16 protein-coding genes are annotated in these 15566 nt (G+C 44.3%); 3 read left to right on the top strand and 13 right to left on the bottom strand.

Annotated elements, in window-relative coordinates; genetic code table 11:
• The 9 genes from C232_RS20140 to C232_RS0116300 form a co-directional block, all read right to left on the bottom strand.
• Positions 1-181 (bottom strand): hypothetical protein (locus C232_RS20140; RefSeq protein WP_026314469.1); only part of this gene is annotated, 181 nt, incomplete at its 3' end.
• 139 nt (positions 182-320) lie between these two features.
• Positions 321-2111 (bottom strand): oligopeptide ABC transporter substrate-binding protein, encoded by a 1791-nt coding sequence (gene opp4A, locus C232_RS0116335; protein ID WP_018665229.1) that lies wholly within the window; start codon positions 2109-2111, stop codon positions 321-323.
• A gap of 20 nt (positions 2112-2131) precedes the next feature.
• A complete protein-coding gene (locus C232_RS0116330; RefSeq protein WP_018665228.1) occupies positions 2132-3040 on the bottom strand; it encodes an ABC transporter permease in 909 nt (302 codons plus the stop codon).
• A 14-nt stretch (positions 3041-3054) separates the two neighbouring features.
• Positions 3055-4023 carry an oligopeptide ABC transporter permease gene (gene opp4B / locus C232_RS0116325; protein ID WP_018665227.1) on the bottom strand — a complete coding sequence of 323 codons (969 nt, stop codon included), beginning with the start codon at positions 4021-4023 and terminating at the stop codon, positions 3055-3057.
• A 17-nt stretch (positions 4024-4040) separates the two neighbouring features.
• Positions 4041-4967: an ABC transporter ATP-binding protein gene (locus tag C232_RS0116320; RefSeq protein WP_018665226.1), complete on the bottom strand. Its 927-nt coding sequence runs from the start codon at positions 4965-4967 to the stop codon at positions 4041-4043.
• The gene (locus C232_RS0116315) at positions 4954-5979 is read right to left on the bottom strand and encodes an ABC transporter ATP-binding protein (RefSeq protein ID WP_018665225.1); all 1026 of its coding nucleotides are present in this window, start codon (positions 5977-5979) and stop codon (positions 4954-4956) included. The genes C232_RS0116320 and C232_RS0116315 overlap by 14 nt, the downstream gene beginning before the upstream one ends.
• A gap of 241 nt (positions 5980-6220) precedes the next feature.
• Positions 6221-7000 (bottom strand): DUF2268 domain-containing putative Zn-dependent protease, encoded by a 780-nt coding sequence (locus tag C232_RS0116310; RefSeq protein WP_018665224.1) that lies wholly within the window; start codon positions 6998-7000, stop codon positions 6221-6223.
• A 120-nt stretch (positions 7001-7120) separates the two neighbouring features.
• Entirely contained in the window at positions 7121-8359 is a 1239-nt protein-coding gene (gene fabF, locus C232_RS0116305) for a beta-ketoacyl-ACP synthase II (RefSeq protein ID WP_018665223.1), read from the bottom strand.
• A gap of 105 nt (positions 8360-8464) precedes the next feature.
• The gene (locus tag C232_RS0116300; protein ID WP_018665222.1) at positions 8465-9403 is read right to left on the bottom strand and encodes a beta-ketoacyl-ACP synthase III; all 939 of its coding nucleotides are present in this window, start codon (positions 9401-9403) and stop codon (positions 8465-8467) included.
• 231 nt (positions 9404-9634) lie between these two features.
• Here C232_RS0116300 and C232_RS0116295 point away from each other — a divergent pair, with 231 nt between their 5' ends.
• On the top strand, positions 9635-9904 hold the full coding sequence (locus C232_RS0116295; protein WP_018665221.1) for a hypothetical protein: 270 nt from the start codon (positions 9635-9637) through the stop codon (positions 9902-9904).
• A 12-nt stretch (positions 9905-9916) separates the two neighbouring features.
• Here C232_RS0116295 and C232_RS0116290 read toward each other — a convergent pair whose 3' ends face one another.
• Positions 9917-10693 carry a Rossmann-fold NAD(P)-binding domain-containing protein gene (locus C232_RS0116290; RefSeq protein ID WP_018665220.1) on the bottom strand — a complete coding sequence of 259 codons (777 nt, stop codon included), beginning with the start codon at positions 10691-10693 and terminating at the stop codon, positions 9917-9919.
• Positions 10694-10902: 209 nt separating this feature from the next.
• Between C232_RS0116290 and C232_RS0116285 the strand changes: the two genes are divergently transcribed.
• A complete protein-coding gene (locus C232_RS0116285; protein ID WP_018665219.1) occupies positions 10903-11085 on the top strand; it encodes a YjzD family protein in 183 nt (60 codons plus the stop codon).
• Between the two features lie 66 nt (positions 11086-11151).
• Here the strand turns inward: C232_RS0116285 and clpB are convergent, their stop codons facing one another.
• From clpB to C232_RS0116270, 3 genes are all read right to left on the bottom strand, one after another.
• The gene (gene clpB / locus C232_RS0116280) at positions 11152-13752 is read right to left on the bottom strand and encodes an ATP-dependent chaperone ClpB (protein ID WP_018665218.1); all 2601 of its coding nucleotides are present in this window, start codon (positions 13750-13752) and stop codon (positions 11152-11154) included.
• Positions 13753-13871: 119 nt separating this feature from the next.
• Positions 13872-14051, bottom strand: a complete 180-nt coding sequence (locus C232_RS0116275; protein WP_018665217.1) for a YjzC family protein — start codon at positions 14049-14051, stop codon at positions 13872-13874.
• A gap of 118 nt (positions 14052-14169) precedes the next feature.
• Positions 14170-14478 (bottom strand): metal-sulfur cluster assembly factor, encoded by a 309-nt coding sequence (locus C232_RS0116270; RefSeq protein WP_018665216.1) that lies wholly within the window; start codon positions 14476-14478, stop codon positions 14170-14172.
• A gap of 226 nt (positions 14479-14704) precedes the next feature.
• Here C232_RS0116270 and C232_RS0116265 point away from each other — a divergent pair, with 226 nt between their 5' ends.
• The gene (locus tag C232_RS0116265) at positions 14705-15559 is read left to right on the top strand and encodes a Cof-type HAD-IIB family hydrolase (protein WP_018665215.1); all 855 of its coding nucleotides are present in this window, start codon (positions 14705-14707) and stop codon (positions 15557-15559) included.
• Positions 15560-15566 lie beyond the last annotated feature (7 nt).

Below are 15566 nucleotides of genomic sequence, written 5' to 3'. Positions count from 1 at the left end.
ACCTCCCGCGGTAAGACGATTCCCTTTCATTCCATGCACCCGTACCATTTACGCCTCCACATCCGGATAGCTTTTGGGCTTTGACTTGTTTGGCAGTCTTACCCTGTAAGAGTACGCCTGATGGTATTCGTGTTCCTCGGGTCAGAATTTTGCCTCCAGCTTCCTTCAGATTCCACTTCACAATGGACACCCTTGCTCTTGGCTAATGGTTGGTCGCTATCTACCCCCATAGCGGACTTTCGCCGCCTAGCGAATCGTCATGCGCGGCGCACCAAAAAAAGATGGTATCGTTACGATACCATCTTTTTTGCTTAAAACCATTATTCATTTTCTGTTGCAGGTTTTTCTGATGTAACAGATACTTTGCTCCAGTCAGTATCCGATTCAGCAGGATAAACCGCCAAGTTTTTCACACGGTCGTTCACCGCATATAATTGATAACGGTACAACGTTGGAATCACCGGCACTTCTTCATTCATATATTCCTGCCATTGGTTGTAAATTTTTCTGCGGTGTTCTTTATCAAATGATTCAGGCGCATGTCCTTTTTCCAGTAATTCATCATTTTTCTTGCTGACAAACCGGGAATAGTTAAACATCGCATTTCTGCCATACAGGCTGGATGGGTCCACATCTGAACCGGTTCCCCATGCAGCTGAATAAACGTCCACTTTCGGGTCATCTTTTTCAATCATGTCATAGAAAGAATTAAATTCAGCAAGGCGGCCGTCAACCAGTTTCACATTCAATCCAACATTTTTCCAGCATTGGATATAGAATTTTGCCAACGGTTCGGCAGTATCACCGCCACTCATAGACAAGAAATTAATGGTGAATTTTTTGCCGTTTGGATCTTCACGGTAACCATCTTTATCTACATCCTTATAGCCGGCTTCGTCCAGTAACTTTTTCGCTTTCTTCACATCATACGTAATGCCTCTTGCATTTTCGTCATAATAACCAGGGAAAGATGGCGGTATCAGACCTGTAGCCGGGAACCGCAATCCGTTATATATTTTTTCGCCCACTGATTTATTATCCAATGCATAGGCCATCGCCTGGCGAAGCTTTTTGTTTTGGAATTTCGGGTTATCCATCACGTTTTCCTGCTTTTTCGCATCCCAGTGCCCGAGCTTGAATCCAATATAGCTGTAAGCCAGGTCAATAGTACCCAGCAGTTGGAAGTTTTTCGCATTCTTCGCAGCTGTATACTGGTCTACCGGGAACATCGCGTAGTCAATTTCACCTTTTTTCATTGATTGTACAATCACCTTAGGATTAACAACTTTGATGACAACACCCTTCAATTTCGGTTTGCCTGCCCAGTAATCATCGTTTCTGACCAGTTCAACAGATTCGCCGGGAACGACTTTCTTTACTTTAAACGGCCCGAACCCGATAGGATTTTTGCGGATTTTATCCGACTGCGCCATTTTTTTGATCGGTACATCTTTTAAATAATGTTTTGGCAGTGGGTTTGTCCAGATCCCCGTTAAAACAGATGGATTGGCACTCTTCCAAGTGATGGAAATTGTTTTATCATCGATCACTTTAATACCGGATATTTTGTCTGCTTTTCCACTGTGGTAGGCATCCATTCCCACAATGTTCTGCATCAATGGATCACCGTAGCGTACGCCGGTGTAATCTTTATTACCAATTACCAGATAAGCAAACTCCAGGTCTTCGGCTGTTACCGGCTTGCCATCCGACCAGTTTACATTGTCTTTAATTTTGATGGTAATGGTCTTGTTAGCATTCGAAAGCTTATAATTTGCAGCGCCACCATTCGTAATTTCATAGTTTTTATTCGTCTTTAACAGCGATTCTTCAAAAAACTTGATCACTTCAAAATCCGGCTGACCTGAATAAAATGCCAGATTAAATGTTCCTTCAAAAGGTGTATCCGAAACAATACCATAATTCAACACGCCACCGTCAATCGCTTTTTTACTGTTCTTGACAGTTGTTGGAAACTTGCTGGATAATTCTTCCTTATTGATCGCCTTGTCTTTTTTGTCGCCGCTGCTTGATGAACTGCTGCACGCAGATAGCAGCAGTGCAAGGATGGCAAGCAAACTCACGACGCTGTAAAACTTTTTGTTCTTCATTGTTCAACCCCCAATATTTTTTATCCTAACCTTTGCCTTGCATCGGCTGCGCGTTTTAACGCCTGACCGATGAAATTTATACACAGCATCATCACCAAAATCAGGAGCGATGCAGGTAACCAAATCCACCATTTATTTTGGAGCACATCCGGGTTTGTCGCATAGCTGACCAAAGTCCCCAGGCTTGGTGTGCTTTCCGGCAGCCCGAAACCGAGATAAGTCAGGCTCGATTCAATTCCAATATTGCTTGCCAAATTAATTGTCAAATTCACGATAATAATTGAACTTAAATTTGGCAGCACCTGGAAGAGAATAATCTTCCAGTCCGGCGTGCCGAGCGTCTTGGATGCATTGACATAGTCCAATTCTCTTTCAGCCAGTGTCTTGGAGCGGATCAATCTTGCCTTCCCCACCCATAAAAAAGCACTCATGATTAGAATAAAGGAATAAACATTATATTTAGGAATAATGGTCACCAACACGATGACCAGCATCAAAAACGGCAGAACTAGAATAAAATCGATAATCCGCATGATGATATTATCAATTACACCGCCGAAATAACCTGCTATCAAACCGACAGTCAAGCCGATGGCGCCGGTTAATAAAGTAATGGTAAGCCCGATTGTAAAAGAATTTTTCGCTCCAATGATCAGCTGGCCGAATATATCGCGGCCGCCATAATCGGTGCCGAGCCAATGTTCAGCAGAAGGAGGAGAATAAATAGACAGTAAATCAACTTTCACAATCTCGTCCTGATTTAATAACAGAGACATCCCGTACACGGTAACTAAAATAATCCCAAGTACGAATAATGAAATGACGGCCATCTTGTCTTTCATCAGTTCCCGCCACATAATCGAGAGTCCGGACGGGCTTTTTTCCATTTTTACGGTAATGGGCTGCTGTGTTGAGATTTCAGCTTTCATCCTTTTCCCTCCCGTTATTCAATCCGGATGCGCGGATCAACAGCGCTTAAGATAATGTCAGATAATAAAGTACCGAATAATGTCGCTATACCTGAAATCATGACGAGCGCTGTCACCACACTGTAATCGCGCTGCATGATCGACTGCAAAAACAGCTGGCCGATTCCGGGATAGCCGAAGATCGATTCCAAAATGACGGACCCGCCTATTAATCCCGTTATCTCGTAGCCGAAGAATGTTGCAATCGGCAAAAGTGAGTTTCTTAAAATATGGTTTGTATAAACCTTTGACTCTGGAACCCCTTTTGAACGCGCCGTCTTTACGAAATCCTTAATCTTTGTATCAATAATTTCATTTCGCAAATACTGGATGGTTCCGACTGTTGCCAGCAGGGCTCCGGATAAAGCAGGCAAAATCAAGTGATAAAGTTTATTTATGTAGTATGCAAATGTGCCGCTTTGGACTTGAATGTCCACACTGCCGCTTGTCGGAAACCAAGAAAGGACAAATCCAAAGATAAAAAGCATGATTAAGGCAAAAATAAAAAGCGGCGTGGCATAACTCAAATAGTTATAACCCGTTATCAATTTATCAGCCCATGAGTCCGTCCATCTGCCGCCCACGATCCCGAGTGGAATAGCAATGGCATATGTTAGAACAAGAATAACCACCGATAACAGGATCGTGTTCCACATTCTGCCGGCAAGCAAATCCGTAACAGGTTGCTTGTGGATGTATGAGATGCCGAGATCCCCTTTGAACAAGTTCTTTATCCAGTTAAAATATTGGACATATGCCGGATCATTCATGCCCAATTTTTCCTTCATTTCATTGAGTGTCTGAACGTCCATTTTTGGATTGCTTGCCAGTTGTCCAGTCAGCGCATCTCCAGGCATCGCTTTTGCGAGTGCGAAAATCAGGACGCTGAGTATAATCAATTGAGGGACCATGATGAGAATTCTGCGTAAAATAAACTTAAACATAACTGTCCCTCCTCTCTTTATGGAAGCGCAACGGAATGTGTACTTGAAATTGGTTTAAGTTTGTACGCTTTTCCCTCTTCATCAAAGTATTCCTTAAAAGCATGCTGGAATTCAAGGCTAATCTTTTCACGGAACACTTTATGTTCTGAACGGCGCTCCGGATCAACATTTGGAATCGCAGAAAGCAGCCGCTTTGTATAAATATGCTGCGGGTTTTCGTAAATTTCCTCGCTTGTCCCTTCCTCCACAAATTGGCCGCGGTACATAATGCCGATCCGGTCACACATATGCCGGATAATGCCCAGGTCATGGCTGATGAACAGATAGGTTAAATTCAATTCTTTTTGGATATCCTTCATAAAGTTCAATACTTGGGCTTGTACTGAAACATCCAGCGCAGAGACCGGTTCATCCGCGATAATCAGTTTAGGATTCAACGTAAGCGCACGGGCTATCCCGATCCGCTGGCGCTGCCCTCCTGAAAATTCATGCGGATATTTAAAAATGGAGTCGGGACTTAAGCCGACCTTCTCCATAACTTCCTGCACTTTTTTCCTTTCTTCTGCAGGTGAAAGTTTTTCAAAATTCCGGAGCGGTTCGGCAATTATATCCGCCACCCTTTTTTTCGGATTCAATGAAGAATACGGATCCTGGAAAATCATTTGGATATCTTTGCGGTAATGATTGAATTGTTTTTTACTTAATGTTGTTAAATCATGATCCTGAAAGATGATTTCTCCCGACGTGGCTTTGTTTAAACCAATGATCGTCCTGCCTGTTGTGGTTTTGCCGCAGCCCGACTCGCCGACGAGCCCGTATGTTTCCCCTTCATGCAATTCGAAACTGATATCATTGACAGCTTTTACATAATCTACTACTCTTCTGAAAAAACCGCCCCGTACCGGATAGTAAACTTTTAAATGATTGAGTTTAAGAAATACCATAATTTAAGTCCCCTGTATTTTGTTCTTCCGGGAAATGGAAATGGCGGTAGCAAGTGCAGCGTACCCAATGCCCTTTTTCCACTTCACGCAGCACCGGATTCTCCTCATGTTCCGATTCGTCAATCCAGCTGATCCGCGATTTAAAGCGGCAGCCTGTCCGTGGCAGGTTCTTTAATGAAGGAACAATACCCTGGATGACATGCAGCCTGTCTTTCGTTGCGTTTGCAGATGGGATTGAATTCAGCAGCGAACGGGTATACGGATGGAGCGGATTTTTAAATAGCGAAACAACATCCGTGAGCTCGACGATCTCCCCTGCGTACATAACAGCAACCCGGTCGGCCATTTCTGCCACCACACCAAGATCGTGGGTGATCAATATAATCCCCGTTTTCATTTGTTTCTGTAAATCTTTCAATAAATCCATGATTTGCGACTGGATGGTAACATCTAAAGCAGTTGTCGGTTCATCCGCAATCACCAGAGAAGGTTCGCAGGCAATGGCGATCGCGATGACAACCCGTTGCCGCATGCCTCCTGAAAGCTCATGGGGATATTGCTTGTAAGTCCTTTCCGGATAGGGAATTCCAACACGCTTTAACAATTCAAGTGTCCGTTGTTTTTTTTGCGTACCGGATAATTTTGTATGGTAATCCATATTTTCCTCAATTTGCCTGCCCACCGTCATAAGCGGATTCAGTGCAGTTAAAGGATCCTGGAAAATAATCCCCATTTCAGCACCGCGGATTTGATTCAATGCACTGGTCTGAAGCGGCAGCAAGTCTTTGCCTTTAAAATTGATTTTTCCACTCAGCTTTGTTTTTTCCTCTGGATGGAGCCCCATAACAGCCAGTGCCAGAGCGCTTTTGCCGCACCCGGATTCCCCAACAATTGCAACGACTTCATTTTCTTTTACGGTTAATGAAACATCATCGACAGCAGCATAATATGTATCTTCAATTTGGAAAGAAACATTTAAGTTTTGAATCTGCAAGAGCGGTTGATTATCCAAGTTGTTTTCCCTCCTTGCCTAAAAAGTGTTATATATAAAAATATAGACTCAAGTCTAAAAACTTGTTGCCTAAATAATATTACAATTTTATTTCTAATGCAACATATTTTTTAGTAATATATGATAAATTTTATTTTTTTGTAAACATTTATAACATCAATTGTTATAGAAATAACTTAGTACAGTAGGAAAATTCAGTATTTGACCACAAAAAAAGATATATTATAATAATAGTTTCTATTTATAAAATAAACCTTTTTGTTAGGAATGTATCGGAAGGATGGGAAAGATATTTTAAGGTCGAAAAATCATGGTCTTTTTTGAATTGGCTGATTAAAAAAAATCCGAGTGCGTATCCCATCATATTTGGAACAAATTTTCTGCCAAACAACAGTTGATCATGCATTCTTTCGCTCTTTTTCATCTCCCGGTTCTCACTAAAGAACCGGCGCCACGCCCGCATCTTTTGCTGTTCCGTATAGAGGCGTGAAGTTTCAGAGACATATTCTGCACCGCAGTATTCCTGTACAGCATGTTCCGCAAGGCCTTCAAAGACAATGGAATCCAATAAAGTATATTCTGAAAGCGGCTTTTTCAATTTCGCCATACGTGCTGCATGATGGTATTCATGAACAAAGAGCGCTTCCCATTCTTTCATATCCGGCACCGGAGCCAGGAACAAAAAAACGGCATTTTCGAGTGTTAATCCGGATTTTTCCCGGGCAGGACGGAACCTGAGGCCTTTTCCGGGCCGGATTGGAAAAATGTAAATATCGATTTCCGGGCCTTTCCAAAGTTTGCGATAATGTTTTTCATACGCTGAAATTTTATCCCAGGCTTTTGCTTTTTTCAGTTCAAGAAAGATTTGCTTTGCCCGTACGGAAGACCGGTACATTCCAAAGGTTTGTAAATAGCGGTAAAAATCTTCCGGATCTTGGCTCCCCTGCTTGATTTTTCTGCACATCTTTTCCGGCCGGTCAAAATCTTTATCCAGCCACTCATCGGTTCGAATGACGCTCATTTCCCCTCACCCCTTATCTTTCCTTATATATGTATTGGAGAAATTCTATTTGTATGTAAAAAAAGACAAGCGCAACAATGGTTGCGCTTGTCTTTTTTGTATACAAAACGGGGCACTTTATCACCCAAATTTTTTAAAGGCCAGGGTTGCGTTATGGCCCCCAAAGCCAAAGGAATTGCTGATCGCTACGTTTACTTCCTGGCTGCGGGCCTTGTCCGGAACATAGTCCAAATCACAGTCCGGATCAGGCGTTTCGATATTGATCGTTGGCGGAATTATGTTGTCTTTAATTGAAAGAACGGAGAAAATGGCCTCCACACCTCCTGATGCGCCTAGCAGATGGCCGGTCATGGACTTGGTGGAGCTCATTGCAAGTTTATACGCATGGCTGCCGAAGACTTCTTTGACTGCAATTGTTTCATTTTTGTCATTATATTGTGTGCTCGTCCCGTGGGCATTGATATAATCAACGTCTTCAGGTTTCAGCCCTGCGTCATCTAATGCCATTTTCATCGCACGGGCACCGCCTTCGCCACCCGGTGCCGGTGCGGTGATATGGTAAGCATCACCTGTTGCACCATAGCCAATGACTTCAGCATAAATTTTTGCACCGCGCGCTTGTGCGGATTCGAGATCCTCCAGCACTAAGATGCCGGCGCCTTCGCCAATGACAAATCCGTCCCGGTTTAAGTCAAACGGGCGGCTTGCAGTATTCGGATCCGGATTGGTTGTCAGCGCCGTATTGGATGAGAACCCGGCCAATGCCATTTTAGTAATTGGCGCCTCTGCCCCGCCGCAGATCATCGCATCACAATCCCCGCGCTGGATCACTTTAAAGGCGTCGCCGATCGAATTCGTGCCGGTCGCACAGGCTGTTACCGTACAGGAGTTTATGCCTTTTGCCCCCAGAATGATCGATACTTGTCCCGCCGCCATGTCAGGGATCATCATCGGCACAAAAAACGGGCTCACACGGCGGTATCCGCGTTTTAAAAACATATCATATTGATTTTCAAACGTCTCCATACCGCCAATGCCTGATCCGATCCATACGCCGACCCGGTTCGCATTTTCTTCGTTGATGGTTAAATCCGCATCTTTTACAGCCATCAGCGCAGATGCAACCGCAAAATGGGTAAAACGATCCATTTTGCGTGCATCTTTGCGTTCGATATAGTCTTCAATATTAAAATCTTTCACTTCTGCAGCTACTTTTGCCGGAAACTGTTCCGCATCCAGCCTTGTCAACGGACCGATGCCGGTTTTCCCGTCTAAAATATTCTGCCAGGATGTTTGTGCATCATTTCCTGTTGGTGTAACTGCGCCTATTCCTGTTACCACTACTCTTCTATTTTCCATCATTCCATCTCCTTTTCCAGGCACAAGAAGACCACGATCACGATAGCGTATCATGAACAGAGATAAAGCTCACCATGCTGCTTGTTTTAAAAACCCGGGGCATACTTATCTTCCCCATCTGATTAAAATAGCACCCCATGTTAAGCCGCCTCCGAAGCCGACCATTAAAACGAGATCATCGTCTTTTATTTTTCCTTCTTCTAATTCATCCACCAGTGAAATTGGAATTGAAGCTGCGGATGTATTCCCGTATTTGTGTATCGTCTTTGACATTCTTTCAACAGGCAGTCCCAACCGTTCACGGGCAGATTCCATAATTCTGATATTCGCCTGATGGGGGATTAGGAAATTGACATCTTCTCTTGTTAAGCCTGCCTTTTTAATCACATTCAGGCTCGATTCACCCATCTGGCGGACGGCAAATTTAAACACCTCGCGCCCGTTCATGACAAGATGGCCGTCTTTGTCTTCATATAAGTACTTGCCGCCTGAACCGTCTGAACCGAGTTCAAAGGAGAGAATCCCCCTGCCTTCAGATACAGGGCCGATTACCGCTGCTCCTGCCCCGTCCCCAAACAGCACAGCCGTACTGCGGTCTTCCCAGTTGGTAATTTTAGATAATTTTTCAACACCTACAATTAAAACATATTTATACGTATTCGTCTCAATAAATTGCTTGGCCGTCGCTACGCCGTACATAAATCCGGAGCATGCCGCACTAATATCCATTGCTGCCGCTTTTTTGGCGCCCAGGCGGTCCTGAAGGATATTGGATACGGTCGGAAACGGCTGATCCGGTGTCACGGTTGCAACAAGAATCAGATCAAGCTCTTCCGGTGCAATATTCGCATGTTCAATTGCTTTCCGGGCAGCTTCATAGGCCATGTCCGAAGTTTCGATCTCATCCGGAGCAATGCGGCGTTCTTCAATCCCGGTTCTTGTACGGATCCATTCGTCGGTTGTATCCATTATTTTTTCAAAATCAAAGTTTGTCATGACTTTTTCAGGATTATATTTACCTACACCAATTATTCCAGCATTCATGCATATTTTCCTTCCTTCTTCACGTTGTTGTTCCCTATATCCGGTATTATATCTATTATTATGACCTGATCCTAATTATAACAAAGCGATCTTTTTTTGTCACGCTCCGCTTCGCTGTCACCATGGCATTCAACCAAGCCAATCCTGTTTTTGTACATATGCTGTTAACAAAAAGCGTCTGGATAACGTGCCTTTTTTGAAAAAACAAACGGTATGAAAGGAAGTGTGGAAATGAAAGATGATGAAAGAACCCATCCATTCGATCAAATGTTTTTCGGGCAGCGCAACATGAAACGGGAAACGGAAGAGGCCAAAGAGAACAAGGACGAAACAACCGGACCGGATTTGTTTGACCATGAAATTTTCCGGAATCTTGATGTCAATGCGTTATTAGACAATGCAGGAAAACTGATGGATACGTTTGATCAATTAAAACCGATGTTAAACAAAGTCTCTCCTTTGGTTGAAAAATTTCTTTCCAACATAAAAAAAGACCGGTGAATATGTGTTTGGCTAATCAGGCAAGCTGCTTCGCATTTGCCTGATTTGCATCATAATGGCCTCTTGATACGAAAGGGATGGGGAGACAGTGATCGCATCCAGATCTTTTTGATCAACTGTATGCTGCTCAGGCAGCGGAATGGTTTTGAAAAGCTCCTCATTTAGATAACGGGCGATTTCCTCCCAAGTGTTTCCTTCCCGGCTTTGCAAAAAATATTTTCCCCCGGTTTGTCCCTTTTCAACCGTTTGAACCACCGCCTCCGCTGCATCACTGATGAACAGGGCATCCCTGTCTTCATACGTAAGATCCGGCCGGGTGCTGCCACTGATGATTTGGTGAAATGCGAGCTGCCTTGGCTGATAGGGACCATACAGGGTTGGCACATAAAATTCAAAGCATAAACTTTCCTTGAATTGTAAAGGCGGAATCCAGCTTTCCCGCTCCTGATCCGTCAAAATGTGCGCCGGAAAAATCAGGATATGTTTCTCGACCTGTCCGGCAATTTGGTTAAGAAAGCTGGCCATTCGCTCCAGTTTCTCTTTGTCACGCTGAATATAATAGTCGTAAACAGGCAGGAAACAGGTAAATGCTTCCCTATCTGTAAATAAGGCCGCCTGCTGATAGACAAGATTTGCGTTTCTTCCTACTTCCATCCATTTTTCCGTATGAACCATGATTTCCTCTGTTTCTTCGTCAACCGCAACTACGGAACAGCCCTGGTTCAATAATGCTTTGCACAGCTCAAATCCGGCAAATTGATGGGCACCGATGACAAGCGCCTGGTTCATAAAAGGACCCTCCATACGCATTACATTTGTATTATTCTTATGCAGCTTCCTCATTAAAAATACTTTTTAGCTGTTTATTCGCGTTTTTCTTAACCATACGGGGAAAATAAGAAAGATGTAACGGATGTTTCACTTTATCAAACATCAGGCCTATGATATGATGGAATAAAGTAAATCCACTCGATTTCAGACAATTTGAGGTGAAATTTATGAAATACTTCTTTACGCTATTCTGGGTTTTTTTGCTGACCCAAATGCTTGGTTATGTCGGCAGCTCCATGACAGGTACTACATACAGTGTGAAAACCATGGCCGTTGTATCCCTTGTCCTTACGGTTTTGATTTTTATTGTCGATGCTATTTTGCCAAAGCACGTTTCAGTAAAAGAATGAGAAAAAGCCATGATTTCGGATCATGGCTTTTTTTGGGCTAGCAGCAGGTGGAGTTTGGAACTTTGTTCACTTCTGATCTGCCGCAATTTTCAACGCTCCGTCAGCTATTTCGAGCCGCACGGTTTGATTTGGCCCTATTTCTCCGGCAATGATGGCTTTTGCCAGCCGCGTTTCAACCTGATGCTGGATGAAACGTTTCAGCGGCCTTGCCCCGTAAACGGGATCATATGCGGACCGCGCAATCCACTGCTTCGCTTCATCCGTAAGCGTTAAACGGATGGACTGTTCGCTTAAGCGCGCCGCCAATTCCTTCATCAGCTTTTCAACAATCCCCTTCATATCTTCCATGCTGAGCGGTTTAAAGAGAATGATATCATCAATTCTGTTTAAAAATTCAGGGCGGAACGAGGCACGCAGCTGTTGAAATACAAGATTTTTTGTGTTCTCGTCAATTTCCCCTCCTTTTATGTCCAGTAAATAAGACGAACCGATGTTGGATGTCATAATAATGATGGTGTTTTTAAAATCCACTGTCCTGCCCTGTGAATCGGTAATTCTCCCGTCATCCAGTACTTGCAGCAAAATATTGAATACTTCCGGGTGCGCTTTTTCAATTTCATCCAGAAGTATGACGGAATACGGCTTTCTTCTGACCGCTTCGGTTAGCTGGCCGCCTTCTTCGTAGCCGACATATCCCGGAGGCGCCCCGATTAATCTGGAAACGGTATGTTTTTCCATATATTCGCTCATATCAATCCGGATCATATGGTCTTCATGGTCAAACAGATGCTGTGCCAGCGCTTTTGCCAGTTCGGTTTTGCCGACGCCGGTCGGGCCGAGAAAAATAAAGGAACCAATCGGCCGGTTCGGATCTTTCATGCCGGCGCGCGCCCGCAACACGGCATCACTGACGAGGCTGACCGCTTCATCCTGGCCGATGACCCGTTCATGGAGAATGCTTTCGAGTTTCAGCAATTTTTCTCTTTCCCCTTCAACCAGCTTGGTAACAGGGATACCGGTCCAGCGTCCGACAATACCGGCGATTTCTTCTTCAGTGACTTCTTCCCTTAAAAGCCTGTTTCCGCTCTGTTTTTGCGTCATTTGCTGCTCCAGCTGCTTTAATTCTTTGAGGGCGGCCGGGATGCGCCCGTGCCGTAATTCTGCGGCTTTATTTAAATCATATTGATTCTCGGCCTCTTCCAGATCGCGGCGGTATTTTTCGAGCAATTCGCGTTTATCCTGGATCTTTTGCAATTCAGCTTTTTCCGCCTGCCATTTCGCGCGCATGGCATCTGCCTGGTCTTTCAGGTTTGCCAGTTCACCCTGCAAGATGCTAAGCCGTTCTTTGCTTGCGTCATCAGTTTCTTTCTGCAAGGCGGCTTCTTCAATTTCAAGCTGCATGACCCGCCTTGTCACCTCATCCAGTTCACTTGGCATCGAGTCCATCTCAACACGAATGTTGGCGCATGCCTCATCCACTAAATCAATCGCTTTGTCCGGCAAAAAGCGGTCGGTAATATAGCGGTCTGAGAGCGTCGCAGCCGCAACCAGTGCTTTGTCGTGGATGCGGACACCATGGTGGATTTCAAACCGTTCTTTCAGTCCGCGCAAAATCGAAATGGTATCTTCCACGTCCGGCTCCTGAACGAGAACCTGCTGGAACCGCCTCTCCAGTGCTGCATCTTTCTCAATATATTGGCGATATTCATTGAGGGTAGTTGCGCCGATACAGTGCAGTTCGCCGCGGGCAAGCATTGGTTTCAGCATATTGCCGGCATCCATTGCCCCCTCCGTTTTTCCGGCGCCGACAATCGTGTGCAGTTCATCGATAAAAAGCAAAATCCGGCCATTGCTTTTTTTAATTTCCTGCAGCACTGCCTTCAAGCGTTCTTCAAATTCACCCCTGAATTTCGCGCCAGCCACAAGTGCGCCGATATCCAGTGAAAAAATAGTTTTGTCTTTTAAACCTTCCGGAACGTCTTTGCGCACAATTCTTTGTGCCAGTCCTTCTACAATTGCCGTTTTTCCGACACCCGGCTCGCCGATCAGGACCGGGTTATTTTTCGTTTTTCTAGATAAAATACGAATCACATTGCGAATTTCCACATCTCTTCCAATTACCGGATCCATTTTGCCTGCTTTTACGGCTTCGACTAAATCAATACCGTATTTTCCCAACACCTGATAAGTTGATTCCGGGTTTTGTGATGTCACTCTCTGGTTCCCCCTTACTTTTTGGATTGCCTCCAATAGCTTGTCTTTTGTAATATGCTTCTCTGTTAAGAAACGGGAAAGTTCGTGATGGCCCAGTTCTGTTAATGCCAGTGCCAAATGCTCCACCGAGATGTACTCGTCCTTCATTTGCTGCATCTCGCCTTCCGCCAGGCGGAACAGTTCCAGCAAAAGAGTTGATAAGTATGGAGGGTTTGCAGTGCCATGCTGAATGACTTCCGGCATTTTTTCGACAAGATCATTTATTTTCCGGGAAATCATCCCGCCTTCGATGCCAGTCCCCGCATATAAAGCCAGGAGCAGGCTATCAGGTTTTTCCAAAAGCACCTTCCATAAATGGGCAATATCAATTTCAGGATGATGCCGTTCTGCTGCAAGCTGCTGTGCCTGTGCCAAACCTTCCTGGACCGTATAAGTCATGCGGTTAATATCCATCGTTCTCCACCTCTGGCTTTTTCAGTTTTCACTACTCTTATTTTACCTTTTTCAATTGGGCACAGCAAAGCACGAGGATTTTCTTCCTCGTGCTTCATCCCTTAGGGGGGACGAACCCCCTACGGCTTGCGTTTATATGTCCAATGGCGTCTGTGGTTGGAGGTTTCCGGAAAATGGTCACCTGCGCTCAGATGGATGTTTTTCGGGTTGACGACCGGATCGCCGTTTTCCCCCACCTCAACATAGATGCCATTATTTGGTGCTTTATCCCCCGAGCGGAACCGGTGTTTCTGGCCCAAAGAAATGCCCCCTTTATGAATCAATCTTTCCCTTCTAGTTTGGGCATTCTGCTGCACATCATGAGCGTATATTTTTGCCATGAAAAAAACGGCCGTACGATACGGCCGCATTTATATATCAGTTGAGTCCCAGGGCAATTTTTGCATAGCGGGACATCCGGTCTTTTGACCAAGGCGGATTCCAAACAATATTGACATGGGTATCTTTTACTTCCGGAATATCCTGGACTGCCATCTGGACCTGATCGACAAGAATCCCGGCCAAAGGACAACCGATAGCTGTCAAAGTCATCGTAACGGTCAGGCAGCCTTCTTCATCCAGTTCAAGGTCATATACGAGGCCTAAATTTACAATATCTATGCCGATTTCAGGGTCAATGACTTGCTCAAGCGCGCCCATAATATTTTCTTTTAAAGCTTCATCCATGGTTTTCACCCTCCTCCATGTTTCTATCATAACAAAATTGCATTCAAGATAAAAATAAAATTTTTTAACACGATTTTAACACCGGCACCTGTATGTTTTTCTGAAAACTGTTATATTATTTAGTATAGTTTCGATACTAGAAAAATTATTTTATCTCAAATCCGCCGGCAAAATTTTTTGCCGGCTGTCTGTTAGACCCTATATTTCATTAAAGGAGAAAAAACAAATGCCGCAACCTTATTTAATTGCTCTTGATCTTGATGGTACCCTGCTGAATGATAAGAAGACCATATCTCCAAAAACAAAAGCCGGTTTGAAAAAAGCAAGGGATGAAGGCTATATTGTGATGATTTCAACCGGCCGTCCTTACCGCTCAAGCGAACAGTATTATCATGAACTCAGCCTCGATACACCGATTGTCAATTTTAACGGGGCATTCATTCACCACCCGCGAAATAGCCGCTGGGGCATGTACCATAAAACGCTGCCGCTTGAGGCCGTCAAAAATATTGTGGAAACCTGTGTGGATTTTCACCTGTATAATATTGTCGCAGAAGTGAAAGATGATGTCTATCTGCACCATCATGATGAAAAGCTGCTGGATATTTTCCGGCTCGGCAACCCCAAAATCACAACCGGCAACCTGATGAACTTTTTAAAAGATGAACCAACATCGATGCTGATTCATGCGGCCAAAGAGGATGTGCCCGGGATCCGCAGCTATTTAAGCGACGTACATGCGGAAGTGATTGACCACAGGCGCTGGGGTGCACCGTGGCATATTATTGAAATCATTAAATCCGGCCTGAACAAAGCAGTCGGCGTGCAAAAAGTAGCTGCTGATTACGCCATTCCGAAAGAACGGATTATCGCTTTTGGCGATGAAGACAATGACCTCGAAATGATTGAATATGCCGGAACAGGCGTGGCGATGGGAAATGCGATCCCGGCGTTAAAAAATATTGCCGATGAAATTACCGTTTCTAAAAACGTAGACATCTATAGACATAAATATCAAACGTTTGTTATAAGAAAAATCTTACCACGCAAAACGAACAGTGTTTTTTGCGAATCGTGTTAGGGAATCT

Origin of the sequence: Heyndrickxia acidiproducens DSM 23148, from assembly GCF_000374345.1 — a bacterium.
Classification (GTDB): Bacteria; Bacillota; Bacilli; order Bacillales; family Bacillaceae_C; genus Weizmannia; species Weizmannia acidiproducens.
Note: the sequence above shows the minus strand (reverse complement) of the source record. Positions and strands in the feature narration are given on the sequence as shown.

Coding starts and splice junctions, on each gene's coding strand:
- opp4A (WP_018665229.1), bottom strand. CDS start 2,111: ATGAAGAACAAAAAGTTTTACAGCGTCGTGAGTTTGCTTGCCATCCTT.
- C232_RS0116330 (WP_018665228.1), bottom strand. CDS start 3,040: ATGAAAGCTGAAATCTCAACACAGCAGCCCATTACCGTAAAAATGGAA.
- opp4B (WP_018665227.1), bottom strand. CDS start 4,023: ATGTTTAAGTTTATTTTACGCAGAATTCTCATCATGGTCCCTCAATTG.
- C232_RS0116320 (WP_018665226.1), bottom strand. CDS start 4,967: ATGGTATTTCTTAAACTCAATCATTTAAAAGTTTACTATCCGGTACGG.
- C232_RS0116310 (WP_018665224.1), bottom strand. CDS start 7,000: ATGAGCGTCATTCGAACCGATGAGTGGCTGGATAAAGATTTTGACCGG.
- fabF (WP_018665223.1), bottom strand. CDS start 8,359: ATGGAAAATAGAAGAGTAGTGGTAACAGGAATAGGCGCAGTTACACCA.
- C232_RS0116300 (WP_018665222.1), bottom strand. CDS start 9,403: ATGAATGCTGGAATAATTGGTGTAGGTAAATATAATCCTGAAAAAGTC.
- C232_RS0116295 (WP_018665221.1), top strand. CDS start 9,635: ATGAAAGATGATGAAAGAACCCATCCATTCGATCAAATGTTTTTCGGG.
- C232_RS0116290 (WP_018665220.1), bottom strand. CDS start 10,693: ATGAACCAGGCGCTTGTCATCGGTGCCCATCAATTTGCCGGATTTGAG.
- C232_RS0116285 (WP_018665219.1), top strand. CDS start 10,903: ATGAAATACTTCTTTACGCTATTCTGGGTTTTTTTGCTGACCCAAATG.
- clpB (WP_018665218.1), bottom strand. CDS start 13,752: ATGGATATTAACCGCATGACTTATACGGTCCAGGAAGGTTTGGCACAG.
- C232_RS0116270 (WP_018665216.1), bottom strand. CDS start 14,478: ATGGATGAAGCTTTAAAAGAAAATATTATGGGCGCGCTTGAGCAAGTC.
- C232_RS0116265 (WP_018665215.1), top strand. CDS start 14,705: ATGCCGCAACCTTATTTAATTGCTCTTGATCTTGATGGTACCCTGCTG.